The organism is Nocardia sp. NPDC052566 (assembly GCF_044547285.1).
GTDB lineage: Bacteria > Actinomycetota > Actinomycetes > Mycobacteriales > Mycobacteriaceae > Nocardia.
This window is the reverse complement of sequence record NZ_JBIUAF010000009.1, coordinates 187,891-214,629: the sequence shown is the minus strand read 5'-3', so window position 1 is coordinate 214,629 and position 26,739 is coordinate 187,891. Positions and strand designations below refer to the sequence as shown.

23 protein-coding genes are annotated in these 26,739 nt (G+C 68.4%); 11 read left to right on the top strand and 12 right to left on the bottom strand.

What is annotated here, in order from left to right; genetic code table 11:
* Window positions 1–104: 104 nt before the first annotated feature.
* Window positions 105–737, top strand: a complete 633-nt coding sequence (locus tag ACIG5A_RS41650) for a response regulator (protein WP_397250745.1) — start codon at window positions 105–107, stop codon at window positions 735–737.
* On the opposite strand, the gene ACIG5A_RS41645 is transcribed toward ACIG5A_RS41650, so the two are convergent.
* Entirely contained in the window at window positions 734–1,519 is a 786-nt protein-coding gene (locus ACIG5A_RS41645) for a sigma 54 modulation/S30EA ribosomal C-terminal domain-containing protein (protein ID WP_397250743.1), read from the bottom strand. The two genes, ACIG5A_RS41650 and ACIG5A_RS41645, sit on opposite strands and share 4 nt — an antisense overlap.
* A 211-nt stretch (window positions 1,520–1,730) precedes the next feature.
* On the opposite strand from ACIG5A_RS41645, the gene ACIG5A_RS41640 reads away from it, so the two are divergent.
* The gene (locus ACIG5A_RS41640) at window positions 1,731–3,461 is read left to right on the top strand and encodes a GAF domain-containing sensor histidine kinase (protein WP_397250741.1); all 1,731 of its coding nucleotides are present in this window, start codon (window positions 1,731–1,733) and stop codon (window positions 3,459–3,461) included.
* A 5-nt stretch (window positions 3,462–3,466) separates the two neighbouring features.
* Here the strand turns inward: ACIG5A_RS41640 and ACIG5A_RS41635 are convergent, their stop codons facing one another.
* Entirely contained in the window at window positions 3,467–4,654 is a 1,188-nt protein-coding gene (locus tag ACIG5A_RS41635; protein ID WP_397250739.1) for a beta-ketoacyl synthase N-terminal-like domain-containing protein, read from the bottom strand.
* Between the two features lie 219 nt (window positions 4,655–4,873).
* On the opposite strand from ACIG5A_RS41635, the gene ACIG5A_RS41630 reads away from it, so the two are divergent.
* The 3 genes from ACIG5A_RS41630 (at window position 4,874) to ACIG5A_RS41620 (ending at window position 8,972) form a co-directional block, all read left to right on the top strand.
* On the top strand, window positions 4,874–6,223 hold the full coding sequence (locus ACIG5A_RS41630; RefSeq protein WP_397250737.1) for a diguanylate cyclase domain-containing protein: 1,350 nt from the start codon (window positions 4,874–4,876) through the stop codon (window positions 6,221–6,223).
* A gap of 22 nt (window positions 6,224–6,245) precedes the next feature.
* Window positions 6,246–6,566, top strand: coding sequence for an antibiotic biosynthesis monooxygenase family protein (locus ACIG5A_RS41625; RefSeq protein ID WP_397250735.1), 321 nt, complete (start codon window positions 6,246–6,248; stop codon window positions 6,564–6,566).
* Between the two features lie 69 nt (window positions 6,567–6,635).
* Window positions 6,636–8,972 (top strand): HelD family protein, encoded by a 2,337-nt coding sequence (locus ACIG5A_RS41620; protein ID WP_397250733.1) that lies wholly within the window; start codon window positions 6,636–6,638, stop codon window positions 8,970–8,972.
* 154 nt (window positions 8,973–9,126) lie between these two features.
* Here the strand turns inward: ACIG5A_RS41620 and ACIG5A_RS41615 are convergent, their stop codons facing one another.
* A complete protein-coding gene (locus tag ACIG5A_RS41615; RefSeq protein ID WP_397250731.1) occupies window positions 9,127–9,579 on the bottom strand; it encodes a universal stress protein in 453 nt (150 codons plus the stop codon).
* A 294-nt stretch (window positions 9,580–9,873) separates the two neighbouring features.
* Complete coding sequence (locus ACIG5A_RS41610) at window positions 9,874–10,746, bottom strand: DUF6597 domain-containing transcriptional factor (RefSeq protein ID WP_397250729.1); 873 nt, start codon at window positions 10,744–10,746, stop codon at window positions 9,874–9,876.
* Between the two features lie 67 nt (window positions 10,747–10,813).
* On the opposite strand from ACIG5A_RS41610, the gene ACIG5A_RS41605 reads away from it, so the two are divergent.
* A complete protein-coding gene (locus tag ACIG5A_RS41605) occupies window positions 10,814–11,284 on the top strand; it encodes a VOC family protein (RefSeq protein WP_397250727.1) in 471 nt (156 codons plus the stop codon).
* A gap of 13 nt (window positions 11,285–11,297) precedes the next feature.
* Here the strand turns inward: ACIG5A_RS41605 and uvrB are convergent, their stop codons facing one another.
* Window positions 11,298–13,463 (bottom strand): excinuclease ABC subunit UvrB, encoded by a 2,166-nt coding sequence (gene uvrB / locus ACIG5A_RS41600; protein ID WP_397250724.1) that lies wholly within the window; start codon window positions 13,461–13,463, stop codon window positions 11,298–11,300.
* Window positions 13,464–13,730: 267 nt separating this feature from the next.
* Between uvrB and ACIG5A_RS41595 the strand changes: the two genes are divergently transcribed.
* The gene (locus ACIG5A_RS41595; protein WP_397250722.1) at window positions 13,731–14,360 is read left to right on the top strand and encodes a DUF402 domain-containing protein; all 630 of its coding nucleotides are present in this window, start codon (window positions 13,731–13,733) and stop codon (window positions 14,358–14,360) included.
* Between the two features lie 58 nt (window positions 14,361–14,418).
* Window positions 14,419–14,940 carry a DUF402 domain-containing protein gene (locus ACIG5A_RS41590; protein ID WP_397250720.1) on the top strand — a complete coding sequence of 174 codons (522 nt, stop codon included), beginning with the start codon at window positions 14,419–14,421 and terminating at the stop codon, window positions 14,938–14,940.
* Here ACIG5A_RS41590 and coaE read toward each other — a convergent pair.
* The 6 genes from coaE to ACIG5A_RS41560 form a co-directional block, all read right to left on the bottom strand.
* Entirely contained in the window at window positions 14,927–16,138 is a 1,212-nt protein-coding gene (gene coaE, locus ACIG5A_RS41585) for a dephospho-CoA kinase (protein WP_397250717.1), read from the bottom strand. The two genes, ACIG5A_RS41590 and coaE, sit on opposite strands and share 14 nt — an antisense overlap.
* 549 nt (window positions 16,139–16,687) lie before the next feature.
* A complete protein-coding gene (locus tag ACIG5A_RS41580; protein ID WP_397250715.1) occupies window positions 16,688–18,232 on the bottom strand; it encodes a phospholipase C in 1,545 nt (514 codons plus the stop codon).
* Between the two features lie 124 nt (window positions 18,233–18,356).
* The gene (locus ACIG5A_RS41575; RefSeq protein ID WP_397250712.1) at window positions 18,357–19,739 is read right to left on the bottom strand and encodes an SPFH domain-containing protein; all 1,383 of its coding nucleotides are present in this window, start codon (window positions 19,737–19,739) and stop codon (window positions 18,357–18,359) included.
* Window positions 19,740–19,826: 87 nt separating this feature from the next.
* Window positions 19,827–20,516, bottom strand: coding sequence for a hypothetical protein (locus ACIG5A_RS41570; protein ID WP_397250710.1), 690 nt, complete (start codon window positions 20,514–20,516; stop codon window positions 19,827–19,829).
* A gap of 182 nt (window positions 20,517–20,698) precedes the next feature.
* Complete coding sequence (locus ACIG5A_RS41565) at window positions 20,699–21,454, bottom strand: MBL fold metallo-hydrolase (RefSeq protein ID WP_397250708.1); 756 nt, start codon at window positions 21,452–21,454, stop codon at window positions 20,699–20,701.
* A 72-nt stretch (window positions 21,455–21,526) separates the two neighbouring features.
* The gene (locus tag ACIG5A_RS41560) at window positions 21,527–22,228 is read right to left on the bottom strand and encodes a TetR/AcrR family transcriptional regulator (RefSeq protein ID WP_397250706.1); all 702 of its coding nucleotides are present in this window, start codon (window positions 22,226–22,228) and stop codon (window positions 21,527–21,529) included.
* A gap of 89 nt (window positions 22,229–22,317) precedes the next feature.
* Between ACIG5A_RS41560 and ACIG5A_RS41555 the strand changes: the two genes are divergently transcribed.
* Together ACIG5A_RS41555 and ACIG5A_RS41550 are read left to right on the top strand one after the other, a co-directional pair.
* Window positions 22,318–22,992 carry an NAD(P)-dependent oxidoreductase gene (locus tag ACIG5A_RS41555; protein ID WP_397250704.1) on the top strand — a complete coding sequence of 225 codons (675 nt, stop codon included), beginning with the start codon at window positions 22,318–22,320 and terminating at the stop codon, window positions 22,990–22,992.
* 115 nt (window positions 22,993–23,107) lie between these two features.
* Window positions 23,108–25,339 carry an MMPL family transporter gene (locus ACIG5A_RS41550; protein ID WP_397250701.1) on the top strand — a complete coding sequence of 744 codons (2,232 nt, stop codon included), beginning with the start codon at window positions 23,108–23,110 and terminating at the stop codon, window positions 25,337–25,339.
* Here ACIG5A_RS41550 and ACIG5A_RS41545 read toward each other — a convergent pair.
* The gene (locus ACIG5A_RS41545; protein WP_397250699.1) at window positions 25,317–25,949 is read right to left on the bottom strand and encodes a TetR/AcrR family transcriptional regulator; all 633 of its coding nucleotides are present in this window, start codon (window positions 25,947–25,949) and stop codon (window positions 25,317–25,319) included. The genes ACIG5A_RS41550 and ACIG5A_RS41545 overlap by 23 nt on opposite strands.
* 128 nt (window positions 25,950–26,077) lie before the next feature.
* On the opposite strand from ACIG5A_RS41545, the gene ACIG5A_RS41540 reads away from it, so the two are divergent.
* Window positions 26,078–26,665, top strand: a complete 588-nt coding sequence (locus tag ACIG5A_RS41540) for a hypothetical protein (protein ID WP_397250697.1) — start codon at window positions 26,078–26,080, stop codon at window positions 26,663–26,665.
* Window positions 26,666–26,739 lie beyond the last annotated feature (74 nt).

Sequence of the window (26,739 nt, the reverse complement as noted above, 5' to 3'; positions counted from 1 at the left end):
TCACGCTTTTAGGGACGTTTCGTGGTTGCGCATACCCATTCCGGACTACTTTGATCGCAGTGCGACAAAACCGGATCGGGGTGCGGCAAAAACCGGAGGCGGCAATGATCACTGTGTTCCTGGTGGATGATCACGAAATCGTCCGGCGCGGGCTGGTCGATCTGCTCGACAGTGATCCCGAGCTGACCGTGATCGGACAGGCGGGCGAGGTCGCGCAGGCGATGACCGGCATTCGCTCGCTACGCCCCGATGTCGCGGTCCTCGATGTGCGGTTACCCGATGGCAACGGCATCGAACTATGCCGCGATCTGCTCGCCGAATTCGACGGCCTGCGTTGCCTGATCCTCACGTCCTATACCGACGAGCACGCCATGCTCGACGCGATTCTGGCGGGCGCGAGCGGTTACGTCGTGAAGAACATCAAGGGCATGGAATTGGCCGAGGCGATCAAACAGGTCGGCGCGGGGCGATCGCTGCTGGACAATCGCGCGGCCGCCGCGTTGAAAGCGCGGCTGCGGCGCAGCACCGAACACGACGGCCCGCTGGCCGGGCTCACCGAACAGGAGCGCAGGCTGCTCACACTGCTCGGCGAAGGGCTGACCAATCGGCAGATCGCGGCGCGAATGTTCCTGGCGGAGAAGACCGTCAAGAACTACGTGTCCCGGCTGCTGGCCAAGCTCGGCATGGAGCGCCGCACCCAGGCCGCGGTGCTGGCGTCCAAATTGCGTGAGAACTAATGGAATTCGCGACGTCCGGCGGGTACCACGATGGTGAGGTCGCCGTCGTAGCGCCGGTACAGCAGCCTGCCACGGCCACTGACCGCCTCGGTGAAGAACAGGTACGGCAGCCCGTCCCGGCATAGCAGATCGGCCGCCGCATCCTCGGTCAGCATCGGCGCCGGTTCCGAATGTACAAGCAGCGGAAGTGAATTCGCCGTGAGCGGACGTAGCGTCGGCACGGTCGGCGGCGTGCCGGTGCGCTGGCGGGCCAGCCGGACGCCGAGCTGATCGGCCCAGGACACCACGGCGTCCTCACCGGTTTCGGCGTCGATGAACAGGTAGGCGTCGTAATCCATCGCGTCCATCACCGCGATCGCCTCGGTGGGTGTACCGGTGAGCAGGGTGCACCGCTTGCGGCGAATGATGGGGCGCGGCTCGGTGATCCGCGCCAGCGGCGGGCGGGCCGGATCCGGCAACTCCCGTGACTGCTTCATGGTCAGCCTCGCGATCTGGCGATCGAGCCGTTCGGCGGCGAAGGTCACCGCGAAACCGCGCGGTCCGCTCACCTGGATCCGGGTCGGCGCGCCGCGGAGCCGAATGTTGGCCTGTACCAACGTCGGTTCTTCCGCACTCGTCGGTGCGGTGACCCGCACCCGCACCGCGGTGTCCAGCCGATGGCGGCGCAGTATCAGCCCGATCGCGCGAACCGCCCTGGTCACGTCCGCGGGTGGCACCGCACCGCTGGTGGTCACCGCGAGCTCGGGGTCCGCGGCAGTCGCCCATAGCTCCGACGAATTCATAGGGCACCTCTGCTTTCTAATCTCCCGGCCCGCTCATGCCATCACCGCAATGCCGCCGCGAACAGGGCCGAAAGTCCCCGATCGGCCAACTAGACTGTGCCGAGGCGCTGTTCACGCGTCGTCACCCCGGCGGGAGCGACGGGCCCGGAGGCGGCAGCTCGCGTCACCACGGAGGGACCCGTGAGCGCCGGCACATGACACAGGAGCCGCCATGACCGATGACACCGGCACCGGCCCCTATTCGGTGCGCGACACGCTATCTCAACTTTCGCAGCTTCGGCTCCGCGAACTGCTCAGCGAGGTCACCGAACGCGTCGAAGTGATCATCGACTCGCGCGACCGGATGGACGGCCTGGTCGAGGCGATGCTCACCGTCACCTCCGGCCTCGACCTGGACGACACGCTGCACGCCATCGTGCGCACCGCGACCAACCTGGTCGACGCGCGCTACGGCGCGCTCGCCGTGCTCGGGCACGACAAGCAGGTCATCCAGTTCATCGACGAGGGCTTCGACGACGCGATCCGCGAACGCATCGGCAGGCTACCCGCCGGCCACGGCGTACTCGGCCTCGTCTTCACCCAGACCAAACCGCTCCGGCTCGACGATCTGACGAAACACCCTGTCTCCGTAGGCATCCCACCACATCACCCGCCGATGCACAGCTTCCTCGGCGTCCCCGTCCGCATCCGCGACGAGGTGTTCGGCAGCCTCTATCTCACCGAGAAGGCGGGCGGCGCGCCGTTCACCGAGAACGACGATGTGCTCGTACAGGCGCTCGCCGCCGCCGCGGGCATCGCGGTCGACAACGCGCGGCTCTACGAATCGGCGCGCACCAGGCAGGCCTGGATCGAGGCCACCCGCGATATCGCCACCGAATTCCTGGCCGACACCGAATCCGAACGGGTGCTCGCCCACGTGGTCGATCACGCGCGCACACTCACCGGCTCGTCCCAGTCCTTCCTCGCGGGCACCGCGGCGCCCGGCGGGGTGACCGAGCTGGTGGTCACCCAATGGTCGGGGCCCGACGCCGGATTCAACGGATCGACCGTGCACGTCGAGGGCACCGCGCTCGGCGCGGCGTTCACCGGGCGCGCCGCGCTGCGGTTCGCCGAGGCCGATCCGGCCGACCTCGGCGTCGAATTGCCCGATGCCGGACCGGCGCTCGTCTTACCGCTGTGCACACCGGATTCCACCCTCGGCGTGCTCGTCACCGTGCGACCCACCGGTTCCGCGCCGTACTCCGACGAGCTGGTCGAGCTCACCGCGGCGTTCACCGATCAGGCCGCGCTGGCCATGCAGCTCGCCGAAACCCAGCGCAGGATGCGCGAACTCGACATACTCGCCGACCGCGACCGGATCGCCCGCGATCTGCACGACCACGTGATCCAGCGGCTGTTCGCCATCGGCCTCACCCTGCAGGGCGCGCTGCCGAAGGCGCCGGTTCCCGAAGTGCGCCAACGGCTCGCGACGGTGATCACCGATCTGCAGGAGGTGGTGCAGGAGATCCGGACCTCGATCTTCGACCTGCACGGCGGCCAGCGCACCGAGCTGGCCCAGCGGATCGAGGACGCGATCCGCCAGCAGACGGTGGAGACCGCGCTGCGCGCCACCGTGCAGATCAGCGGCCCGCTGTCGGTGCTCGATCCGGAGCTGGCCGATCACGCGGAGGCGGTGGTGCGCGAGGCGGTGAGCAACGCGGTGCGCCATTCGGGGGCCGACACACTCACCGTCGAGATCAGCGTGGCCGACGATCTCACCATCGTGGTGACCGACAACGGCTGGGGCATCCCGAACCACGTCATCCGCAGCGGGCTGCGCAATCTGGAGCAGCGGGCCGAAAAGGCCGACGGCAGTTTCGGACTCGGGCCGGGGACCCATGATCAGGACGGCCTGCCCGGGACCAGGCTGCGCTGGTCGGTACCGCTGCCGCGCGACGAATAAACGGCCTACACCTCGCCCAGGATCACCATCGAATTGTGGCCGCCCATCCCGAGCGACAGCTTCGCCGTGATGCCGCCCTCGAACGGTACGGGCCCGTCGAGCAGCCGGGGATGGGCGGGCGCCACGATCGGCGCGGCGGGAACAACACCGCGCTCGTAGCCGAGCGCGGCGGCGGCCACCTCGACCCCGGCCGCGGCGCCCTGGCAGTGTCCGGCAAGCGGTTTGAGGCCGTAGACGTGCGGGCGCTCGTCGAACAGCCGCGCCATCAGCGCGCGCTCGGCCGCGTCGCACTGCCTGGTTCCGGTGCCGTGGGTATTGAAATACGCGACGTCGGCTGCGGTGATGCCCGCACTCGCCAGTGCCTTCTCCGCGCAGTCGAAGATCTGCGTATGCGCCGGATCGACCGAGACCACGTGGTAGGCGTCGTTGGTCATCGCGCCGCCGAGGATGGCGGCATACGGTTGCGGCGCCCTGCGGCTCAGCACGAACGCCACCGACGCCTCCCCCATGCTGAATCCCCTGCTGCCCTGCTGGAACGGGCGGCAGGCGTCGAGCGGGTCGGCATCGGTCACCGCGGCGCCGAGCCGGACGAAGTGCTCGACCATATCCGGCGTCGCCGACATATCGGTCGCCACGCAGATGACGTCGTCGGCGATGCCCGCGTCCAGCCACAGCTTGGCGGTGACCAGCGCGACATTGGCCGAACTGCACGCGGCGGACACGTTCATCGACGGCCCGTGGAATCCGTATTCCTGCAGCAGCACCGAGATCGGGGTGGACGGCAGCAGCCGCATGTAGTCGCGCGAGCGGCGGTGCCCGTGGTCGACGAGGTAGAAATCGCGCCAGTTCACCACGTCGCCGAGCACGATCGCGTGCACGAGCCCCACGGTGCGCCCCGGCCGCCAGCCGCGCGCGATCGCGTCATCGATGGCCTCGCGTGCCGATTCGTGCATGGCGCGCCCGTAGCGGCTCGTGCTCACGGTGGGATCGCCGCCATCGGGGACCAGGGCCACCCACGCGTTCTCGGTGCGGCTCGGCCCGTAACCGCCCTGGACACTCGCCGCCGACTTGCCGCTCAGCAAACCCTGCCACAGTGCCTCCCTGCCCCAGCCGTAGCCGCTGACGGCACCGATTCCGGTGATCGTCATATGATCTTGATGCAGCTGTTCGACTTTCGGGCTGGCACCCGGCATAGCTTCGCTCCTTCGCCGGTTCCCGCGGACCGATCAGCCATCGGCCCGACAATCATCGTGTGGAGAACCGGATTCTGTAATGATCACCAGACGGAACCCGATGAAGTGCCCGAACTGTGATCGAAGCAATAGCGTCGACGGTGTGATCTTGTACACCTCGATACCAGAATAATCCCATGTTCCAATGGCCATGAACGGGTCGACGATCGGGGGTTTCGAGTGGGAGAGGACAGGGCGGCCGCGACCGTCGGCGCCGTCGAGCAGCTCGCCGAGCGGTATCGCTCGCTCGTCGAGCACACGCCCGACGGCATCTGCGTGCACGAACGCGGCGTCGTCGTATACGTCAATCCCGCTACCGTGCGGTTATTGGCGGCGGACAGTGCCGACGAGGTGATCGGCAGGCCGCTGACCGACTTCGTCCACCCCGCCTCCATTCCTGGCATGCTCGAGCGGATAAGCCATCTGAACACCAAGGGCGCGGCGTCCGATCCCACCGAGATGACGCTGATCCGCTCCGACGGCGCGCTGATCCAGGTGGAGACGGTGTCGGTGCTCACCGCATGGCACGACCATCTGGCCTATCAGGTGGTCATCCACGACCTCACCGCGCAGCGCTTGGCCGAGGCCGCGCAGCGCAGGGCCGAGCAGCACTTCACCACCGTCGTCTCGCAGCTGGAGGAGGGCGTGGTCGTCATCGATCCGGAGGGCAGGATCGAATCGATCAACCCGGCGGCCAAACGCATCTTCGGCACCGAGGACATCGATGACGCCGACGTGCTCGGCCAGGTGATCCAGTCCCTACCCCTGATCCTGCTCGACGCCAACGCCCAGCCGCTGCCGCCGACCAGGCATCCGATCGCGCGCACGCTGGCCACCGGCGAGACCATCACCGGCTACATCTTCGGCGTCGACCGGGTGGACGGGCAGCGCCGCTGGCTCTCCGGCAGCAGCAGGCTGCTCAATCCGGGTGATCCGGACTCCTCCGCGGTGTCCTCGTTCGCCGACATCACCGAATTCCGGGCCAGCCGAAGGCAATTGGAGTACCAGGCGACCCACGACTCGCTGACCGGGCTGGCCAACCGCTCGCTGATCCTGTCGCAGCTGGCCGCCGCGCTGGCCAGCAGCGAGGATCTACCGGTGTCCACGGTGCTGTTCATCGACCTGGACGGCTTCAAGGCGATCAACGACACGCTCGGCCACGCCATCGGCGACACCGTACTGCAGATCGTGGCGCAGCGATTACAGCGCGCGCTACGCGCGGACGATCTGGTCGGCAGGCTCGGCGGCGACGAATTCCTGGTGCTGCTGTCCGGGATGTCGCGGCATACCGATATCGACACGCTGGTGAGCAGGCTGCGCTCGACCATGGCCGAGCCGATCATCGCGCGCGGGCACCGGATCGAGGTGAACGCCTCGATCGGCGTCACCCCGCTCACCCTCAACGACGCACGCACCCCCGAGGCCGTGCTGCACGACGCCGACCTGGCGATGTACCGGGCCAAGCCGACCGGGCACCGCGAGGGCACGGTCACCAAGAGCCGACGGCCCAACAGCACCCACGCGTCCTGATCCGGCCTGACAAGATCGAACCGTGATCATCGAACACGCGCTGCTTCCGGTGCTGCCCGATCGGACCGAGGAGTTCGAGGCGGCCTTCGACCGAGCACGGCACATCATCTCGGCCATGCCAGGGTTCCGGTCGCTGTCGCTGTCGCGCTGCGTCGAAGCGCCGGCGACCTATCTGCTGCTCGTCGAATGGGAGCGGCTGACCGATCACACCGAGGGTTTCCGCGGCTCGCCGGAATACCTGGAGTGGAAACGGCTGTTGCATCACTTCTACGAACCGTTTCCGACGGTGCGGCATTTCGATCCGGTACCTGCGGGTGCGGCGGACCCCGCGAAGCCGCAGTAGAGTAGATAGCTCTGTTTTCGAGCGTTCGCACGCATGCGCCCGGCTCATCGCGGTGACAAGGAGTCCAGTTTGCACGACCGCCTTACCCAAGACCGTGCCGAGCGCGACGGCACCGCCGAGCGAACCCGGGAAGTCGAGCAGGAACAGGCCCACCTGTCCGTGCTCTACGACCGCCTCGACGCCATGCGCGACTACGCGCGCAACCGGCTGCGCACCGTACTGCTGGAGACCGGCGGCACGCCGCAGGCCCGCACCGAGCGCGAATCGTTCAGCCACCTCTACACCGAGGATCTGGCCAAATACGATGCCGCCGAACACGGATTGTGTTTCGGCCGCATCGATCTGGCCACCGGCGCCGACACCGCCGATCAGTCCGACGGTGACGGGCCGCGCTATATCGGCAGGCTCGGCATCCTCGACGAGAAGGACGACTACGCGACGCTGCTGCTCGACTGGCGCGCGCCGCTGGCCCGCCCGTTCTACCTGGCCACCACCGCGACGCCGGACGGGGTGACCAGGCGCCGCCATATCCGCTCGCGCAATCGCACGGTCACCGCGGTCAACGACGAGTACCTCGATCTCGACACCGCGCAGCAGGCCGGCGTGGTCGGGGCCGACGGTGGCGTCGGCAGCGAGAGCGCGCTGCTGTCCGCGCTCAACGCCGCGCGCACCGGGCATATGAACGACATCGTCGAGACCATCCAGAGCGAGCAGGACGCGATCATCCGCTCCGAGCACAAGAGCGTGCTCGTGGTGCAGGGCGGGCCGGGCACCGGCAAGACCGCCGTCGCGCTGCACCGCGCCGCGTACCTGCTCTACACCTACCGCCAGCAGCTGGCGAAGGCCGGCGTGCTGATCATCGGCCCGAACGCCACCTTCCTCGACTACATCGGCCAGGTGCTGCCCTCGCTCGGTGAGACCGGCGTGCTGCTGTCCACCATCGGCGACCTGTATCCGGGCGTCGAAGCCACCCGCGAGGATTCGCTGCGGGCCGGCGAGATCAAGGGCGCGCTCGGCATCGTCGAGGTGCTCAAGCAGGCGGTGCGCGACCGGCAGGAGATTCCGGCCGAACCGATCCGGCTCAGCTTCGACGGCTATCCGGTGCAGCTCGACCGCAAGATCGTCACCAGGGCGCGCGGCCGGGCCCGCTCCTCGCGGCGCCCGCACAACCTGGCCAGGCCGATCTTCGCCGCGTCGGTGCTCGACGCGCTCACCGATCAGCTGGCCCAGACCATGGGCGCGGACCTGTCCGGCGGCCAATCCCTGCTCAGCCGAACCGATCTCCAGGAGATCAGGGACGAGATGCGCTCGGATCCGGAGATCCAGGCGGCCATCGGCAAGCTGTGGCCGATCCTGTCGCCGCAGGAGGTGCTCGCCGATCTGCTCGCCGATCCGGCCCGGCTCGACCGCGCCGCAAGCGGTTTGAGCGCCGCCGATCGCGCGGAGCTGGTGCGCGCCGACACCGGCGAGTTCAGCGCGGCCGACGCGCCGCTGCTCGACGAGCTGGCCGAACTGCTCGGCGTCGACGACAGCGAGGAGCGCGAGCGGGCCAGGCGGCGCTGGCGGGCCCAGGTCGCCGAGGCGCAGGACGCGCTGGACATCCTGACCGGTTCCGCCTCCCAGGACCTCGAGGATCTCGACAACGAGCTCGACGCGGAAATCCTGATGGCCTACGACCTGATCGATGCCAGCCAGCTCGCCGAACGCCAGAACGTGCGCACCAGGCTGACCACCGCCGAGCGCGCCGCGGGCGACCGGACGTGGACCTACGGCCACGTCATCGTGGACGAGGCGCAGGAACTGTCGGAGATGGCCTGGCGCATGGTGATGCGGCGGATCCCGAACCGGTGGGTCACCGTGGTCGGCGATGTCGCGCAGACCGGCGATCCAGCGGGCACCTCGTCGTGGCAGGCGATGCTGGAACCGTATGTGGCGCGGCGCTGGAAGCTGACCGAGCTCACGGTCAACTACCGCACCCCGGCCGAGATCATGGACGTCGCGGCGCAGGTGCTCGCCGCCATCGATTCCGGCGCCACCGCGCCGCGCTCGGTGCGCGAGACCGGCAATCCGCCGCGTGCCTACGCGGTGCGCGAGGCCGAATTACTCGGCACGGTCAAGGAATTGGTCGCGAACGAGGACGGGCCGGGCACCACCGCGGTGATCGCGCCGCACGCACTCGTCGCCGAATTCGCCACGCTGGCCGACGAATCGGTCCGCGTGCTCACCGTGCACGATGTGAAGGGCCTGGAGTTCGACGCCGTGTATCTCGTTGAGCCGCAAGCCATTCTGGACGAGTCACCGCGGGGCCTGAACGATCTCTACGTGGCGCTCACCCGCGCCACCCAGCGTCTGGCCGTCGTGCACACCGGCGACCTGCCGCCGGTGCTCGGCGCACTCGCCCCGTAACGCCAACAGCCGCACACCTTTCTGATCCGCCCGTCGAATCGCCTGCGAATCGGCGTGCGGGAAATCAGAAGGTGTGCGGGCTGCCTCCGACTCCGCTTCGCGTCGCTCCGGCCCGGCGCGAAGCGACCTCCGGCCGCTGCGGCTGTGAGGAGTGCTAGCGGACGGTGTGCACGATCAGCACGTCCGAGCGCGACTTGCGGGCCACGTCGGACGGGACGGAGCCGAGCAGGCGCCCGGCCAGGGTGTTGAGGCCGCGGTTACCGACCACGAGCAGATCGGCCTCGACCTCCTTGACGAGCGAGAGCAGCGATTCGACCGGCTCGCCGACGATGGCGCGCTCGACAATGTTCTTGGCGCCGACCGCGACGGCCTTGTCGCGCGCGGTGCGCAGGATGTCGTTGGTGGGTGCGGAACCACGCACCTGGTAGGCCTCGTCCTTGAGGACATCGGCGGCGGCCGCGAGATCGCGGTCGTCGGTCGGGTAGTACGCGCAGGCCACGACGAGGGTCGCGTCCGAGACCCCCGCCAGCGCCGCGGCCTTCTCGACGGCGACGTACGACGAGTCCGAGCCATCGGTACCGACGACAATGGTCCGGTAGGCGGTCATTCTCTCCTCCAACTGTGGGTCGGGTGCGGCGCACAGTTGCCCCAGTAGGTCGGGCACCGGCGCAGCGACTGGGGTCGACCCTAGCGGCAAATGGACTGTAAGTAACAGAAAACGCAACACATCACACTCGCGAGTGTTGTGCCTTTCCCACCACAATCACCGCAGGTCAATCGACCATGGCCTGATCAACCTGCGCATACCCAAACGGCGCCGCCGAAACCTGTGATCGTGCACAACAGATACGAACGCTATTGTGCCGCTGGGATATTCATCACAGAACAGAACTCCCGCCCGTCATATCTTCGAGGTCACCTCGTTGCGCGAGCGCAGCGTGTTCTTGGCATATTCCAGCGGCGACATTCCGACCTCGGCGGTGAACTCGCGGGAAAAATGGGCCTGATCGAAATAGCCGAGCTCGGCGGCGAGCGCGGCGAGGTCATCGGTGCGCCCGCGCGCGAGCAGATCGGCGCCGTCCTGCAGGCGGTAGCGGCGCAGCACCCACTTCGGCCCGGCGCCGACGTAGCGGCGAAACATCCGCTGCAGCGTGCGAATCGGGATGTCGAAGCGGTCGGTGATCTGATCGACGCGGGTGAGTTCCGGATCGTGTTCCATCGCGTCCACGATGCGCAGCACCAGCCGGTAGGTGTCGTCCGCGGCGGCGCGGTGCCCGGCGAAATGGTCCTCCACGATCGCGCGGCGCCGCTCGTTCGCCGAGGCCGCGAGCACCCGCTCGGTCAGGCCGTCGGTATCCGGCAGCACCTGCGACAGCGCGACCGCCCTGTCGCGGAACGCACCGACGTCCATACCGGTGAACGCGCCGAAACCGCCTGCGCGGAAACGCATCCCGAAGGTCTCCCCCTCGCCCGACAGCTCCCTGACGTACTTCGTCGTGCACACGCCGTTGACGAAGCCGCCGCTCTGCGTCTCGGTGCGCTCGAAGGTGACGTTCACACACGGGAACGGCAGCACCTCGGCGAAATACGGTGCGCGCCCGCGTAGATCCCAGCGCACCGCCCAGTACCACTCGACGTACTCGGCCATCCGAGGTCCGGCGGACAGCCGCGCCAGCGCGCGATGGCGCGCCTGCTCCCCCGGATGCAGGATGCCCTTCTGATCCGCGAGCGCCGGCACCGGCACCGGCGCGATCGGGTCGTCAGCGGCGGTCACGAGAGGCTCCGCCGCGGTGTCGCTTTCTTACAAGACCGGCGCGACGCCGCCGAGCAGACTGATCCGCATGACGAACACCGTGAACCCCATCGCCGAGGGCTACCACTCCATCACCTGCTTCCTGGCCGTGCCCGACGGGAACAGGGCGATCGAGTTCTACTCCGCCGTCCTCGGCGCCGAAGTGATCACCCGCAACGACCTGCCCGACGGGCAGCCCGCGCACGCCGAGCTGAAGATCGGCGATTCCACCCTGCAGCTCGGCATGCCGATGCCGGACAACAACGTCCTCGCCCCGAACGGCGAATGGGTGCACACCTCGATCGTGCACTACTGCCCCGACGTCGACGCGGTCATCGCGCGCGCCATCGAACACGGCGCACGCACCGCGGAGGAGCCGCAGACCTTCGTCACCGGAGACCGCTTCGCCGTGATGATCGATCCGTTCGGCCACCGCTGGGCGATCATGACCAAGGTCGAGGAGGTCTCCCGCGAAGAGGCCGAGCGCCGGGTTACCGAATGGATGGCCACCCAGGGCTGATCCGCGCACCGGCTCAGCTCAGGCCCGCGGCGTCCATGCCGCGCAGCTCCTTCTTGAGATCCGCGATCTCATCGCGCAGGCGGCCCGCCAGTTCGAACTGCAATTCCCTTGCGGCATTCATCATCTGGGCCGTCATCTCCTTGATCAGGTCGGCGAGTTCGGCGCGCGGCATCGCCTTGATGTCGCGGCCCTCGTAGACGCCGGCGCTCACCGCCCGCCCCGGTTCGCCCTGGGCGCGGCGGCCGCGGCTGGCGTTGCGGCCGGAGCCGCCGACCTCGACCACCTCGTCGCCCGCCTCCTGATACACCTGATCCAGGATGTCGGCGATCTTCTTGCGCAGCGGCTGCGGGTCGATGCCTGCCGCCTCGTTGTAGGCGACCTGCTTGGCCCGGCGGCGATCGGTCTCCTCGATGGCGTGCTGCATCGAATCGGTGATCTTGTCCGCGTACATGTGCACCTCACCGGAGACATTGCGCGCGGCACGGCCGATGGTCTGGATAAGGCTGGTGCTACTGCGCAGGAAACCCTCCTTGTCCGCGTCGAGGATCGCGACCAGCGACACCTCGGGCAGATCGAGGCCCTCGCGCAACAGGTTGATGCCGACCAGCACGTCGTATTCGCCGAGGCGCAGCTGACGCAGCAGCTCGACGCGGCGCAGCGTATCGATCTCGGAGTGCAGGTAGCGCACCCGCACGCCGAGGCCGAGCAGATAGTCGGTGAGATCCTCGGCCATCTTCTTGGTGAGCGTGGTGACGAGCACGCGCTCGTCACGTTCGGCGCGCTGGCGGATCTCGCCGACCAGATCGTCGATCTGCCCCTTGGTCGGCTTCACCACGACCTTCGGATCGACCAGGCCGGTCGGGCGGATCACCTGCTCGACCACCTCGCCGCCGACCTGCCCGAGCTCGTACGGGCCCGGCGTGGCCGACAGGTAGACCGCCTGGCCGATCCGGTCGGCGAACTCCTCCCAGGTGAGCGGCCGGTTGTCCACCGCGGACGGCAGCCGGAAGCCGAACTCCACCAGGTTGCGCTTGCGCGACATATCGCCCTCGTACATGCCGCCGATCTGCGGCACCGTCACATGCGATTCGTCGATGACGAGCAGGAAGTCCTCGGGGAAGTAGTCGAGCAGCGTCGCAGGCGCGGAACCCGCTGGACGCCCGTCGATATGGCGCGAGTAGTTCTCGATGCCGGAGCAGAAACCGACCTGCCGGATCATCTCCAGGTCGTACTGGGTGCGCATGCGCAGCCGCTGCGCCTCGAGCAGTTTGCCCTGGCGTTCCAGCTCGGCGAGCCGCTGCTCGAGCTCGGTCTCGATATCGCGCACCGCGCGGTCCATCCGGTCCGGCCCCGCGACATAGTGGGTGGCCGGGAAGATGCGCAGCATCTCCACCTGGCGCACCACATCACCGGTGAGCGGGTGCAGGTAGTACAGCGCCTCGATCTCGTCGCCGAAGAATTCGATGCGCACCGCGAGTTCCTCATAGGACGGGATGATCTCCACGGTGTCGCCGCGGACGCGGAACGAGCCACGGGTGAACGACACGTCGTTGCGGGTGTACTGGACGTCGACGAGCAGCCGCAGCAGCGCGTCGCGATCCACCTCGGCACCGACCTCGACCTGGATGGACCGGTCGAGGTAGGACTGCGGCGTGCCGAGGCCGTAGATGCACGACACCGAGGCGACCACCACCACATCGCGCCGCGACAGCAGGCTCGACGTCGCCGAGTGCCGCAGCCGCTCGACATCGTCGTTGATCGAGCTGTCCTTCTCGATATAGGTGTCGGTCTGGGCGATGTAGGCCTCGGGTTGGTAATAGTCGTAGTACGAGACGAAGTACTCGACCGCGTTGTTGGGCAACATCTCCCGCAACTCGTTGGCCAGCTGTGCCGCCAGCGTCTTGTTCGGCGCCATCACCAGTGTCGGGCGCTGCAGCCGCTCGATCAGCCACGCGGTGGTCGCCGATTTACCGGTACCGGTGGCGCCGAGCAGGACGACATCGCGCTCGCCCGCCGTGATCCTGCGCTCCAGCTCCGCGATGGCCGCGGGCTGATCGCCCGCCGGCTTGTGCTCGCTGACCACCCGGAACTCGCCGTCGGTGCGCTCGATCGCGCCGACCGGGCGGAATTCCGAATGCGCCAGCGGCAGCTCACCAGGGATCTCGGTTGCGAAAGCCATGGTCCCAAGCCTAGAGCGCCCCACCGACAAGTTCGCCCCCGCCGGACATGCCCGGCCTCGGGGTATCCCCGCCGCCCGCGGACGGCGGGACGCCCGCGGGATCCGGCACGGGATCCCAGCCAACTCACAGCCAATCGTGACGCGTCCGAAATGTCCGTTGCCGCAACGTTATTCGCGATCCAGCGGCAAAAATCTTCGCCCGCGCACCGCGTTGTCCAGGTGTACCCTGAATTGGTTGTTCGGACGTGGGAAGGGACGGACAGGCCAATGAGCGCACTTGTTCCACTGCTTGTCGCAGCACCGGCGGTCACCGGGATCGCGGGCTATGTGGCCCGCGATCTCCGTGCGGTATGGCCGGTACACGGCACCAACGGAACCGCGATCGCACCACCCGGCCCCGCCAGACCCAAGGTCGAATACTTCAATCTCGCCGAGCTGACCAACACCGATGCCAAGGGTTTCGTCCGGCAGGTCGAGCGCTTCCACGTCGAGCCGTGGGGGCTGTACATGGCGCGCACCGTCGACGGCCCGCAGTTCCACTACCTCGAATCCTGGCTGCTGCCCGAGCTGTCGCTGCGCGCGACCATCGCGCATCGGCACGCGGGCGATCACCGGGACAAGGACTACTGCCTCGACGTCGGCGAGTTCGCCAAGATCGGCCCCAAGCGCTGGAAGGCCGTGGACCACTACCTCGACGTGGTGGTGCCGCGCGGCCGCCACGCCGAACTGCGCGGCGTCGGCGACCTGCTCGCCGCGCACGCGGCGGGGCTGATAGATACGGCGCAGGCGCATCGGGCGCTGGACCGGGCGACCGCCGCACTGGACGGCCTCGCCGCGCACGAGCACAGCGTCGACCGGTGGCTCGCCGCCCAGGACATCCACCTGACCTGGATGTAACCAGCCGCAACGCACGGTACGACTCGACGGGAGCCTCGCGCCGGTAGATTCTGATTGCATGACACAGGCATCAGTGGATATCCACCGGCCCAAGGTCGAGTATTTCGATCTCGCCGGCCTGACCAACACCGACCCGAAGGGTTTCGTGCGGCCGGTCGACCGCTACTGGGCCGAGCCGTGGGGCCTGTACATGGCACGGACCTCCGACCATCAGCAGTTCCACTACATCGAGTCCTGGCTGCTGCCCGAGCTCTCGCTACGCGCGACGGTGTTCCACTACAACCCGGAACACCGCCGCGACCAGGACTACTACCTCGACCTCGGCGAATACGCCCAGGTCGGGCCCACCAAGTGGAAGTCGGTGGACCACTACCTCGACATCGTGGTCCGCACCGGCAGGGAGACCGAGCTGCTCGATGTCGACGAGCTACTCGCCGCGCACGCCGCGGGCCTGATCGGCGCGGCCGAGGCCGAGGCGGCGGTCGCGCACGCCGCGATCGCGATCGATGGGATCGCGGCCAACGGCTACACCTTCGAGGGCTGGCTCGAGTCCCTCGGCATCACCCTCACGTGGCTGTAGCGTCGCGCCACGCCGCGGCGCGCGCATACGCCGCGTCGAACCACGGCTCCTTCACGTCCAGGTAGGCGATGGTCGCCGCCTCGCCGGTCAGCCCGGCCGCCTTGGCCTCGCCTTCGCGCTTCACCTCCAGGTATTCCGCGCGTGCCGCGGCGTCGGCGCGTAGCCAGTCGCGAAATGCCAGCGCGAACCGCTGGCCCGGCGATCCGTCGACGCGGATGTGCACGTTGGCCAGCCGCCCCGGATCGGCATTCTGGTGATATCGCTTGGCCCACAGCGCGATATCGGTCCCGGCCGGATCCTGCGGCGTCGGTTTGGGGCTGTCGTGCGTGATCTCGGGCCGGACCGGAAAACCGGCGGCGCCCAACGCATCTCGCACACCGTCGGCGACGGCCAGATCGGCGACGGTGATCTGCAGATCGATCAGATCCTTGGCGGGCAGACCGGGCACGGAGGTGGAGCCGATGTGATCGATCCGCGTCGCGGCGGCGCCACAGGCCAGCCACAGCCGGGCGATCAGCCGCTGCGCCTGGGCGGGCCATTCCGGATTCGGTTCGGCCAGCCGCAATTCGGTGCGCCTGGCCGGTGTCGCGGTGCGCAGGTTGCGCTCGAACGGCACCAGCCGCCGCTCCCACAGCCGGCGCACCTCGGCGTCGACCGCGCCGGATTCGCCATTGTTGTCGAGCAGCACGTCGGCGACCGCGCGCCGCTGCTCATCGGTGGCCTGCGCCGAAATACGCGCGCGCGCATCGGATTCGGCGACGCCGCGGAATTCGACCAAACGCCGGATTCGCGTTTCGGCGTCGACGTCGACGACGAGCACGAGATTCATCAGCGGGGCGAGGCCGTTTTCCACCAGTAATGGAATATCTTGCACGACAATGGCATCCGCGGGCGCGGCGGAAATCAGTTCGCCGGTGCGTTTGCCGACCAATGGATGGGTAATGGAATTCAGCTTCGCGCGCGCCTCGTCGCTGCCGAATGCCTTGGCCGCCAACGCGGGCCGGTCCAGGCTGCCGTCGGCCGCGAGTATGCCCGCGCCGAACGCCTCGACCAGCGCGGCCAGCCCCTCGGTCCCCGGCGCGACGACCTCCCTGGCGAGCACGTCGGAGTCGATGATCACCGCGCCGAGCTCCGCGAGAATCCGCGCGACCGTCGACTTGCCCGCTCCCATGCCTCCGGTGAGGCCGATCCGCAACATTCGACCAGTCTCGCATCCGCGCGCACCGCGAGACGCACCCCCGTGGCCCTACCGCATCGATCCCTGCCTAATACCCCGCGGCACACCGTAATCCACATACCGACCGACCATTTGGCCGATCCGTGACGACGCCGAGACCAATTCGCAACATTTCCGCCGAGACCCCGGTTCGGCGCGAGAACTTTCCGACACGCCGGGGCAATTGCTTGCGCAAAATCCACTGCCCAGCACTTTCGTTCGGCTAATCTTCGCCGTGGCGATCCAGGCCAGAACCAGCAAGCAAAGGAACACCATTGGGCACCAGAAACAACCAGACGGGTCGCCACCGCCTGGGTATGGCGGGCGGAGTGCACTGCATCCGGATCCCCGCCGTCGCGGCCGCGCTCGAGGAGCACCGCCGCACATGGTTCACCGCGTTGATCAGCCCCGCCCGACACAGCTTCGCGGCCATGCGAAAACGCTCTGCCGCTATGTCTGTCCACTGGGTGCCTGCCACCGCCAGCTGAACCCCAACTTGTGACGTGGCCCAGCCGCCCGGCTGGGCCACAGTCATGCCCGGACGATCCCGCTCGGCCTGCGCCTGGTTCCCGGCTGCTGGCGCGGCATCGCGTTGGGCGGCACCGGATACGGAATTCCCTTGGTGAGCGAACCGAGCCCGATATTCGGACCGCATTGCGCGACCGCCGCATCCATCTTCGGTTTCGGATCGCTGAATACCGGCTTCGCCGCATTCGGCGTCGAGCCGAAATCGAAGGCGGAGGTCATGTCGCCGGTCACACCGCGCCGCCATGGCGTCAAATTCGGCACATCGACGCCGAAGCGGGTTTCCAGCAGCCGCAGCTGCGAGGTGTGGTCGAAGGTCTCCGAGGCGACGAGGCCGCCGCGGCTGTACGGCGAGATCACCAGGCCGGGCACGCGGTAGCCGAGCCCGATCGGGCCTGCGATGCCCTTCGACGCGGCGACCCGGTCCAGCGGTACCGTGACGAATTCGCCGGGGGTGCCTGGCGGCGCGGTCGGCGGTGTGACGTGGTCGAAGAAGCCGCCGTTCTCGTCGTAGCTGATGATCAGCGCGGTCTTCTCCCACACCTTCGGATTCGAGGTGAGGATGTCGAGCAGCTGCACGATGCCGTAGGCGCCGAATGCCGCGGGCAGCGCGGGATGCTCGCAGTTGATCAGCGACGGGATCACCCAGGACACCGCGGGTAGTCGGTCGGCGGCGACATCGGCCTGGAAGTCGTTCGGGTACACCGGGGCCAGGCCGCGGCGGGCCAGCTCGGAATTCGGGTCGCTCGACTGGGTGAAGCAGCCGAGCATGCCGTCCAGGATCACCGAGGACAGCGGGCCGACGTCGCGGTTGTTGTAGACCTTCCAGCTGACGCCCGCGTCGGACAGGTTTTCCGGGTAGGTGCGCCAGCTGTACACGTGCTGCGGGATCAGCGCCGGCGTCTCCAGCAGCGGGCCGCCCGCCGTTCCGTCGGGATCGATGGTGGCGCTGATCCAGTACAGCCGGTTCGGGTCGGTGGGGCCGAGCACCGAGCAGTGGTAGTTGTCGCACAGGGTGAACGCGTCGGCGAGTTCGTGGTGGATCGGAATGTCCTCGCGCAGGTAGTAGCCCATCGCGGCGGGCGCGTTCGCCGGGCCGACGCTCTCGATCGACATCGGCATCCACTGATCGTTGCGGCCGCCGTTCCACGCCCGGTGCATCCCGGCCCACGAATGGTCGGGATCGTTGATGCACTCACCGTCGAGGGTGGCGCCGCGCGTGGTGTCGAGCCGGAACGGGTTGACGAACCCGTCCGGCGCCGGGCCCGCACCCGGCGTCCAGCCGTACTGCTGCCACGCCGTCGACGCCTCGTCGAAGCCGCGCACGCCCGACATGGCGCCGAAATAGTGGTCGAAGGACCGGTTCTCCTGCATGAGCAGCACGAAGTGCTCGATATCGCCGAGCCCGCCCATCCCGGCCGGATCGGCCGCGTAGGCCCGCTCGATGATCGGGTTGGCCCAGGACGCCAGCGCGCCCACCGCTCCCGCGGCCGCGGCCTTCGCCAGGAATTGCCTGCGATTGAGGCCGCTGAACGGACTTGCTGCGCACATATGGGGAGAGCCTTTCTGCCGGGCCGCCGGTTCGCGCCGACCCTACCGCCATGTTGGTCGCATGTCCGACTGAGGTTGCGACGGTGTTGCGGTGGCAGCTTACCGAGCGCGGCCGAGGCGGGCCCTACTGGCGCGCCCCTTCGGAAGACCTTGGCGCGGACCAGGTTTCGACGATGCCGGAGAGCTGAGTGAGCACAGCGGACAATCCGGACAGATCGCCACCGATCTGAATCGACTTCACCTCGGCGGGCACGGGCAGCTTCTCGACGATCTCCGGCAGCGAGTCCACCAGCGCGGCCCTGGTCGCCTCGGCGCCGCGCTCGTTGGCGTTCACCACCCGGATGCGCTCGCGCTCCAACTCCAGCAGGGCCACCTCGTGCGCGCCGCGCGCGGTGGCGGCGGAGCGGGCCAGGTCGGCATCGAGTTCCGCACCGCGCAATTCCACCTCGCGGCGCATGTTCTCCAGCCGCTCCGCATGCTGTTCGCGCTGCAGGCGCAGCGCATGTAACGCCGTCTGCTGAGCGAGATCGGCGACGGTGCGCTCGTCATCGTGTTCACGGGTGGTGCGACGCAGCCGTTCCGCGGCCTCCCGGTCGAACCGGGACGCTGCATGCTGATCGCGCAGCTCGGCCAGCTCGCGCTCGTTCTCGATCCTGCGCTCCTCGGCGGCCCGCTCGGCCGCCATCTCGCGAGCCGAAATCGCTTCTCGCGCAGTCAGTTCCGCGAGCCTGGCGATCTGATTCTGTTCGCTGCGGTACGGCTTCTGCAGGTTCTCCCACAGTGTGGACGAGCTGACCACCGCCTCCTTGATCTGCACGGTGACGATGCGCAGCCCGAGCCCGGCGCTGCCCTCGGCCACCGCCTGCAGGCGCGCGGTCAGCTCTTCGATGATGGGTTGCTTGTCGCTCAGCACATCCCGCACCCCCATCGTGGACACCTTGTCCTTGATGGCGGCCTCCGCCTGCTCGCGCAGCTGAATATTGACCAGCCGCATGGGATCCACCGCGTCGGAGAAGTCCAGCTTGCGGTAGGCGGTCGCGAAATCCTCGATGATCCACTGCACATAGCCCTGCACCAGCACGCCCTGCAGCTCGCGGCAGATGCAGTAGGCGTTGATCAGGATGGTCTGCATCGCGCCGGGCACAACGAGATACGAATCCGTCGCCGGGTTGAACCGGAACGACACCCCGAGCCCGATATGCAGCGGCTCGGCCCGCCCGCGCCGGGTGTGCACCACGAAAGCGTTGGGCGGCACCAGCACTGTGCGCCACCGCCACGTACCCGTCACCCTGACCTCCACCGGCCCGGGACCATGCCGGTCCGGAACCGGTTCGAGCCGATCCGCCCGCTTGCTCAGCACACCGCGCCGCGGCGAAGGCGGTGGTGCGCCCGCGAACCCGGCAGCGGCGGGGGCCGCGGGCATCCGCGAGCGCAGATCCCCTTCCAACGCCGCCTGCTGCGCGACGACCTGATCGAGATAGGCGTTCTTGCCCGCATTGCTCACCATGGCGGCACACCCTACCGCCGAATCCGGCCCCTCCCAATAGATCTCACACCTGATCGGGCACGACTCGCCGGTGGCGCGCCGGGATGGTCAACGCAGGCGGTCCTTGGCGGTGTTGAGCCAGTTCAGCCCGTCGCGCACAGTGGGTGAGCGGTGTGGACCGTCGTTGATGACCGGGGCGTCCCTACCGGCCTGCGGCGATGTTCCGAACGGCTGCGCCGATCCGTGTTCGGAATGTCCAGCGTCCCTGCGGGATTCGTTCGCAGTGGAGCCGGAGTCGCCGAGCAGCCGATCCAGCGGTGACCCCGGTCCGGTCCGGTCCGGCGCGAACGGGACACCGGTGGACAGTGCGCGCAGGCCGAGCGTCAGCATCTCCCCCAGCATGCCGATGCCGATCGACAGGGTCGTCGGGCGGGCGTCGTGATGCATGCCCATCGCGGCGCCCAGCGCGTTGACCCCGAAGCCCACGCCCATGGACACGAGCCAGACCACGACGGTCCCCGAGGTGTAGCGCTGCCACAGGTGCCCGTCACGTTCGAAGATCCCGATGGTAGTGCCGCGGATCGCGCCGAACACGATACCGACCACGCCGCCGACGACCAGCCAGGTGATATCGGTGCCGTTGAGGTCGGCCACCTTGGTCACGCTGTACACACCGACCGCCACCAGGATCAGCGGCGTGCCGAAGGTATCCCTCGCGTTCATCGGCTCACCACGGAATCGCTTGATCACCAGGGCGATCACGCCGACGATCACGAGGATCAACAGTCCGGTACTCATCGCGCCTCCCAGCAGCATATGCGTTGTCGCTGGGAAATCTACGAGCGACGAGGCGTCCCGAAGTCCGCCGAACGGAGGACATCCAGGAGGACCCGGGGATGATCCGCCGCCCGAGCGGACCTGGCTGCGCCATCAGCGTGCCGATCGGCGCGGCAGCCGATTCGACTGTCCCTGAACCGGACTCAGCCCGCGCGGAAGGTCGAGCCGGGCGCGGCATACGCGATCGGGCCGGTGTAGCGCGTGGCAGCGCGCGCGATGGCGTCGTCCGGGGTGAGGAACGGCCCGGCGTGCGTGAGGACCAGCCGCCGTGCGCGCGCGGAAGTCGCGGTGTCACCGGCATTTTCGGGGGTGTGGTGATCCACTGACGGTGTCGCGCTGTCCGCCTCGCACAGCAGCAGATCGCACTCCGCCGCCAGCTCGGTCAGATTCGCGCACGGTGCGGTGTCGCCGGAATAGGTCAACGCACGTCCACCGATTTCGACGCGCACCGCGAATGCCGGAATGCCGTGCGCCACTTCACTTGTCGTGAGCGACAGCGCACCGACCTCGGCCTTGTGCCCATCGTGCAGCTCGTGCACCTCGAACGCCGACTCGATCGGGCTGCGCGTCGGCCCGTTGGTGAGGAAGTGCGCCAGCCGCTCGGCAGTGCCTGCCGGGCCGTACAGCGGAATCGGCGCGGCCAGGCGGATATCCGCGTAGAGCAGCCCGTAGTAGGCGGTCAGCAGATCCGCGCTGTGATCGGCGTGCAGATGCGAAATCCAGATCGCGTCCACCTCATCCAGCCGGATATGCCGCCGCAGTTGCGCCAGGCTCCCGGTCCCCGCGTCCATCCACAACCGCGTCCCACCACCGGACACCAGGTACCCGGAGCACGCGTTGTCCGCACTCGGATACGGCGTGGCGCTCCCCAGCACCGTCACCGCTAGATCACCACTCACGAGTCGACCCTATGCGCCGTCAGCGAATGGCACACCGCGGCACGCTCGGTCGGCGCGCATCCCGGTCGGGTGTCAGAGTCCGAGGGAGCGGACGAGATCGAGCATTTCGGCGTGGTAAAGCTTTGCGGGGTCCTGTGATTGCGGGATCAGGTGGCCGTAGACCTCCAACGCGATGAGCCCGTGCATGCGGCCCCACATACGCAGCGCGAGGGCGAGGCCGGAGGGCGGCAGGCTCGGGAATTCCGCGCGGACGTGGGCGGCCAGGTCGGCGTCGAAGTCGGCCCAGTCGACCTCATCGCCGGCCTGTAGCCGCTGCGCGTGCGGCCATGCGGCGGCGACCAATTCGACCAGGCCGGTGCACGCGCGCATGCCGGCTTCCGCGGCGGGACCGCCCTGCGGCGGCTGGTAACCGAGCACCGGATCGCCGTAGATGAGCCGGAAGCCCGCAGGGTTGGCGACGGCCCAGCGGCGAACGGTGCTGCCCCAGGCGATGATCCGGCCCGCGGCGTCCGCGGCGGGCAGTGCGTCGCGCGCGGCTTCCACCTCGTCGAGCAACCCGGTGTAGACCTCGGCGATGAGCATGGTGATCAGGTCGTCGCGGGTGGCGTAGTAACCGTAGATGGCGCCCGCGGTCATCCCCATCTCCCGGGCGATGGCGCGCAACGAGATCGCGTCCGGGCCGCCCTCGGCCAGCAGGCGCAGCGCGATCGCCTTGATTTCCTGCGCCGTCTGCGCACGTAAACGCTCTCTTCGACTCTGTACGACCTCGACCACATTTGACACTCTACAGCGTTTGGCTACTATCAGCCGTGTCATTTCTGAACGGCGTGTAGTAAATCGACACTGTGTAGAGCGAGGGCATCATGGATATCGGAATCTTCGGCGCGACCGGCGTGATCGGCAGCCGCGTACTGACCGAGGCGCGCGAGCGTGGCCATCGGGTCACCGCCTTCACCAGGGACGCCGCCCGCATTCCCGCCGAGCACGGCGGCGCCGATTGGCGGGTCGCCAACTGGCTGGACATCGACAGCGTCGCCGCGGCCATCGACGGGCTCGACGTGGTGATCAGCGCGATCAACGCGGGCCACGGCGTCGACGGCACCATCGCCGAGGCGGACAACTTCGTCATCGCGGCGCGCGCGATGATCGGTGCGCTGCACCGGCATCCGTCGGTGCGGCTGATCAATCTCGGCGGCGCGGGCAGCCTGGAGATCGCACCGGGACTGCTGCTCGTCGACGGTCCGGATTTCGATCGCGGCCTGGTCGAGAACCTGCGCGTGCCGGTCGAATACCGCAAAGCGGTGCAGGCGGGCGTGGACGCGCTGAACCTGTACCGCCTGTCCAACCGCAACTGGACCTACGTGAGCCCGTCCTCCGGTCGCATCAATCCGGGCGAGCGCACCGGCCGTTTCCGCATCGGCGGCGATCAGCTACTGCTCGGCGGCGGCGATATCTCGGCGGAGGACGTCGCCGTTGCCCTGATCGACGAGGCCGAGCTGCCCCGGTTCGTGCAGCGCCGCTTCACCGTCGGCTACTGACTCCCGACGTGTCGCAGCTCACTCCTGATAGTCACTTGCACCCCGTTCCTCCGGGTTCCTAGACTGACGGGCAATACCTGACAGTCACTTTCAGGTAGCGACTTCAGGAGATGCGATGACCCGAGCAGCCGTGATCGAACGGCCGGACCGCCCGGAGCCCGCCGAACGGCTCGGCGTCGTCGGGCGCTGGGGCGTGTTCATGGCCCGGCATCGCAAGGTCGTGCTCGGTGCGTGGCTGCTGCTGGTCGTGGTGTGCGGCGCGGCCTATCCCGCGCTGCACGCCCGGCTCGGCGCGCCCGACTACTCCGTACCGGGCTCCGCGTCGCGCGAGGTGGATCGCCTTGTCGCCGAACACTTCCGGCAGCTCGGCACCGAGCAGGACCTGGTCGTCTTCCATTCGGATCGATACACCGCCGACGCGCCGGAATTCCGCGCCGGTATCGACCGCGCGCTCGATACCGCGCGCCGGACCGACGGCGTCGTCGGGGCGATCGGCCCCTTCGAAGGCAATCCGGCACTGCAGATCTCGGCGGACCGGCACACCGCCTTCGGCATCGCGGGCATCGATGGGTCGATGTCGGAGCGGGTCGCGGCGGCGAGCAGGCTGCAATCCGCGCTCGCCGCCGTCTCCGCGGCCGAACTCCAGGTCACGACCACCGGTTACGGCCCGGTCGAGGCCGGCCTGATGCGGATGGAGACCGCCGATATGCAGCGCGGCGAAGCGATCGGCCTGCCGGTGGCCGCCGCGGTGCTCGTTCTCGCGCTCGGCGCGGTCGTCGCGGCGACGGTGCCGATCGCGGTGACCGCGGCGGGCATCGCCGTCGGCGTCGGAGTCCTGTTCGGGCTCACCACCTTTCTGACCTTCGATTCGCTGGTGCTCTCGGTGGCGACGATGATCGCCACCGGCACCGCGATCGACTACGCGATGTTCATCGTCAGCAGGTTCAACGAGGAACTCACCAGGCGCGGGGTGCGTGACCGGGCGGCACGGGGTGCGATCACGCAGGCGGTCGGCGTCGCGCTGGATACCACCGGGCGGACCATCCTGGCGTCGGGCCTGATCGTGATGATCTCGCTGTGCTCACTCGCCGCGGTGGGACTGCCGATGTTGAACGGGGTGGCGATCGGCGTGGTCACCGCGGTCGTCGCCACGCTCACCGCGGCGTTCACGCTGCTGCCCGCGCTGCTCGCCACGCTCGGGCCCGCGGTGAATCGCGGTGCGCTGCCTGCCCGATTGCGCCCGGCCGAGACCAAGTCGGCGGCCGCGTCGAGCGCGTGGGCGCGCTGGGCGCGGCTGGTGATGGGACGGCCGGTCGTATTCGGCGCGCTCGGCGTCGCGCTGCTCACCGCGGCGGCGCTGCCGCTCACCGGCATCGAGTACGGCATCGACATGGGCCTGCGCTCACTCGACGGGAAGGCCACCGGGCAGGCCACGGCGCTGGTGCGCGACAACTTCGGGCCCGGGCTGCTCGCCCCGATCTCGGTGCTCGCGACGGGGACGGACGACACCCCGCTGAGCGACGAAGGCCGTTTCGCCGCAAACCAATTCGTCACCGGTCTGAGCGGCGATCCCCGAATCGCCCGGGTGCTGACGCAGCAATCCGACGGACGGTTGCTGGCGACTGTGGTGCCGCGAGAATCGTTCGACTCCACCACCGTTGCCGAACTGACCACCGATATCCGTTCCCGCGCAACGGCGATCGAGGGCGCGCGGGTACTGGTCGGTGGTACATCTGCGACCTTCGCCGATGTCTCGCAGCGGATCACCGCCCGCTTCCCGTGGGTGATCGCGCTGGTGCTGACGGTATCGCTGGCCTTCTTGATCGCCGCGTTCCGCAGCATCGTGCTCGCGGTCAAGGCGATCCTGTTGAATCTGCTCGCCACCGGCGCCGCACTCGGCATTACCGTCGCCGTATTCCAGTACGGCATCGGCGAATCCGTGCTCGGCTTCCACAGCGCCGGGTTCCTCCAGGTCTATCTGCCGATGCTGGTGTTCGCGGTGCTGTTCGGACTATCGATGGACTACGAGGTGTTCCTGATCCGGCGGATGAAGGAAGCGTGGGATCGGCATCGGGACAATACCGAAGCGGTCGCCGACGGGCTGCAGCGCACCGCGCGCCCGATCACGGCGGCGGCCGCGATCATGGTCGCGGTGTTCGCCAGCTTCGTCACCGCGGATGTGCTGGAGCTGAAGCAGATCGGGTTCGCACTCGCGGTCGCCATCGCCATCGACGCGCTGATCGTGCGGCTGGTGCTCGTCCCCGCGTTCATGCAACTGTTCGGCCGCTGGAACTGGTGGCTGCCGCGGCTCCCGAGCCGCGCGGCTAGCGGAATATCGACTCGATGAGGTCGAGCACGGTGGCGATCACCTCGGCGTAGACCTGGCGCAGCGAACCGGCGAAACCCGTTCCCGCCCAATGATCCAGCCCCGCCACGCAGCCCCAGACGGCGGTGGCGGCGGTCATCCTGACCCGTAGATCGTTGGCGTCGCGGCCCGAGCGCTGCGCGAACAGCACGCGGAACTGATCCTCCATCTCCCGCATCTGCCTGGTCTGACCGTCCTTCACCTCCGGAATGGTCAGCACGTAGTGCAGCCGGCTGCGCATGCGCGCCTCGGTCTCCGCGGTGACCATCGACTCGATCAGCGCGGGCACCAGCGGGCGCCCGATGGTGACCAGCGCGCCGATATCGAGGACGGCGCCGTCGCCGACGGTCCGCAGCACCTCGAGCACCTGCGGATCCTGTTCGTCGTAGAGGACGAGCATCTCCTTGGTGCCGAAGTAGCGATAGATCGAGCTGGGCGAGACACCGGCCGCGGCCGCCACCCGCTCCACCGTCACCGCCCGGTAGCCGTGCTCGTCGAACAGATCCAGCGCGACCCGCTGGATACGGCTCATCGCCTCGAGCTTCCTGCGCTCCCACAGAGTCGCGGCGGATTCCACGCTGACCTCGGACATCACCAGCGAGGATACCCGCGCGGGACAGCAGGCCGAACTTGTCGTACCCCGCTGCGACAATAGTTCTAGGTCGGACATCGATCGAGTTGCCGCCCAACGTAATCCGCAACTCGACAGAAGGGGGCTCCATGCCCGACGTCCATGCTTCGGCGCCCGACCCGCACGACCCGATGTCGGCCGATCACGACCGCCTCGCCGAGCTGGCGGCCGAGATCGAGCGGCACCGGTATCTGCTGCGCCACGCGGCGGACGACTATCGCGTGCGCGTCATTCAGCGCGTGCGGCACCTCGATCCGCCGGATCAGCAGCTGGTGCTCGATCAGGCGGAGCGTTTCATCGACGCGCTGATGATCAATCCGGTGCGGCACGGCGATCTCGATCTCGACGCCTACCGCGCGATCCGCGACGGTGCGCCGGTGGAGTTCGATCCGGAGCTCAGGACCTACGTGCTGCGGCGGGCGGGTCGCCCGCCGCTGGTGATCCGGCCGGGTCTGCCCGAGCATCGGCTCGGCGTGATCGCCCGGCTGGCCGGGCTCGGGCTGCGGCTGGAGCAGATCCAGGTGGTCGCGGTGACGACGGCGCAGATGGTGCCGCCGCACGAGGCGGCGGTGGCGCCGGACCAGGCGCCCGAGGTGAAGAGGGGCACCACCAAGCCCTCGCGGCGGATACCGCGCACCCGCGCGCCGGAACCGCGGAACGCGCGGCCGGGACACTGATCCCGGCCGCGCAAACCCCGCTCATTCGCCGAGCGCAGTCGAATGGCCCTGCGACACGCCGCAATCAACGGCCT

Bases quoted from the DNA above. Each gene is read 5' to 3' on its own strand.
- ACIG5A_RS41650 (WP_397250745.1), top strand. From the start codon at position 105: ATGATCACTGTGTTCCTGGTGGATGATCACGAAATCGTCCGGCGCGGG.
- ACIG5A_RS41645 (WP_397250743.1), bottom strand. From the start codon at position 1,519: ATGAATTCGTCGGAGCTATGGGCGACTGCCGCGGACCCCGAGCTCGCG.
- ACIG5A_RS41640 (WP_397250741.1), top strand. From the start codon at position 1,731: ATGACCGATGACACCGGCACCGGCCCCTATTCGGTGCGCGACACGCTA.
- ACIG5A_RS41635 (WP_397250739.1), bottom strand. From the start codon at position 4,654: ATGCCGGGTGCCAGCCCGAAAGTCGAACAGCTGCATCAAGATCATATG.
- ACIG5A_RS41615 (WP_397250731.1), bottom strand. From the start codon at position 9,579: ATGACCGCCTACCGGACCATTGTCGTCGGTACCGATGGCTCGGACTCG.
- ACIG5A_RS41605 (WP_397250727.1), top strand. From the start codon at position 10,814: ATGACGAACACCGTGAACCCCATCGCCGAGGGCTACCACTCCATCACC.
- uvrB (WP_397250724.1), bottom strand. From the start codon at position 13,463: ATGGCTTTCGCAACCGAGATCCCTGGTGAGCTGCCGCTGGCGCATTCG.
- ACIG5A_RS41595 (WP_397250722.1), top strand. From the start codon at position 13,731: ATGAGCGCACTTGTTCCACTGCTTGTCGCAGCACCGGCGGTCACCGGG.
- ACIG5A_RS41590 (WP_397250720.1), top strand. From the start codon at position 14,419: ATGACACAGGCATCAGTGGATATCCACCGGCCCAAGGTCGAGTATTTC.
- coaE (WP_397250717.1), bottom strand. From the start codon at position 16,138: ATGTTGCGGATCGGCCTCACCGGAGGCATGGGAGCGGGCAAGTCGACG.
- ACIG5A_RS41580 (WP_397250715.1), bottom strand. From the start codon at position 18,232: ATGTGCGCAGCAAGTCCGTTCAGCGGCCTCAATCGCAGGCAATTCCTG.
- ACIG5A_RS41575 (WP_397250712.1), bottom strand. From the start codon at position 19,739: ATGGTGAGCAATGCGGGCAAGAACGCCTATCTCGATCAGGTCGTCGCG.
- ACIG5A_RS41570 (WP_397250710.1), bottom strand. From the start codon at position 20,516: ATGAGTACCGGACTGTTGATCCTCGTGATCGTCGGCGTGATCGCCCTG.
- ACIG5A_RS41555 (WP_397250704.1), top strand. From the start codon at position 22,318: ATGGATATCGGAATCTTCGGCGCGACCGGCGTGATCGGCAGCCGCGTA.
- ACIG5A_RS41550 (WP_397250701.1), top strand. From the start codon at position 23,108: ATGACCCGAGCAGCCGTGATCGAACGGCCGGACCGCCCGGAGCCCGCC.
- ACIG5A_RS41545 (WP_397250699.1), bottom strand. From the start codon at position 25,949: ATGTCCGAGGTCAGCGTGGAATCCGCCGCGACTCTGTGGGAGCGCAGG.
- ACIG5A_RS41540 (WP_397250697.1), top strand. From the start codon at position 26,078: ATGCCCGACGTCCATGCTTCGGCGCCCGACCCGCACGACCCGATGTCG.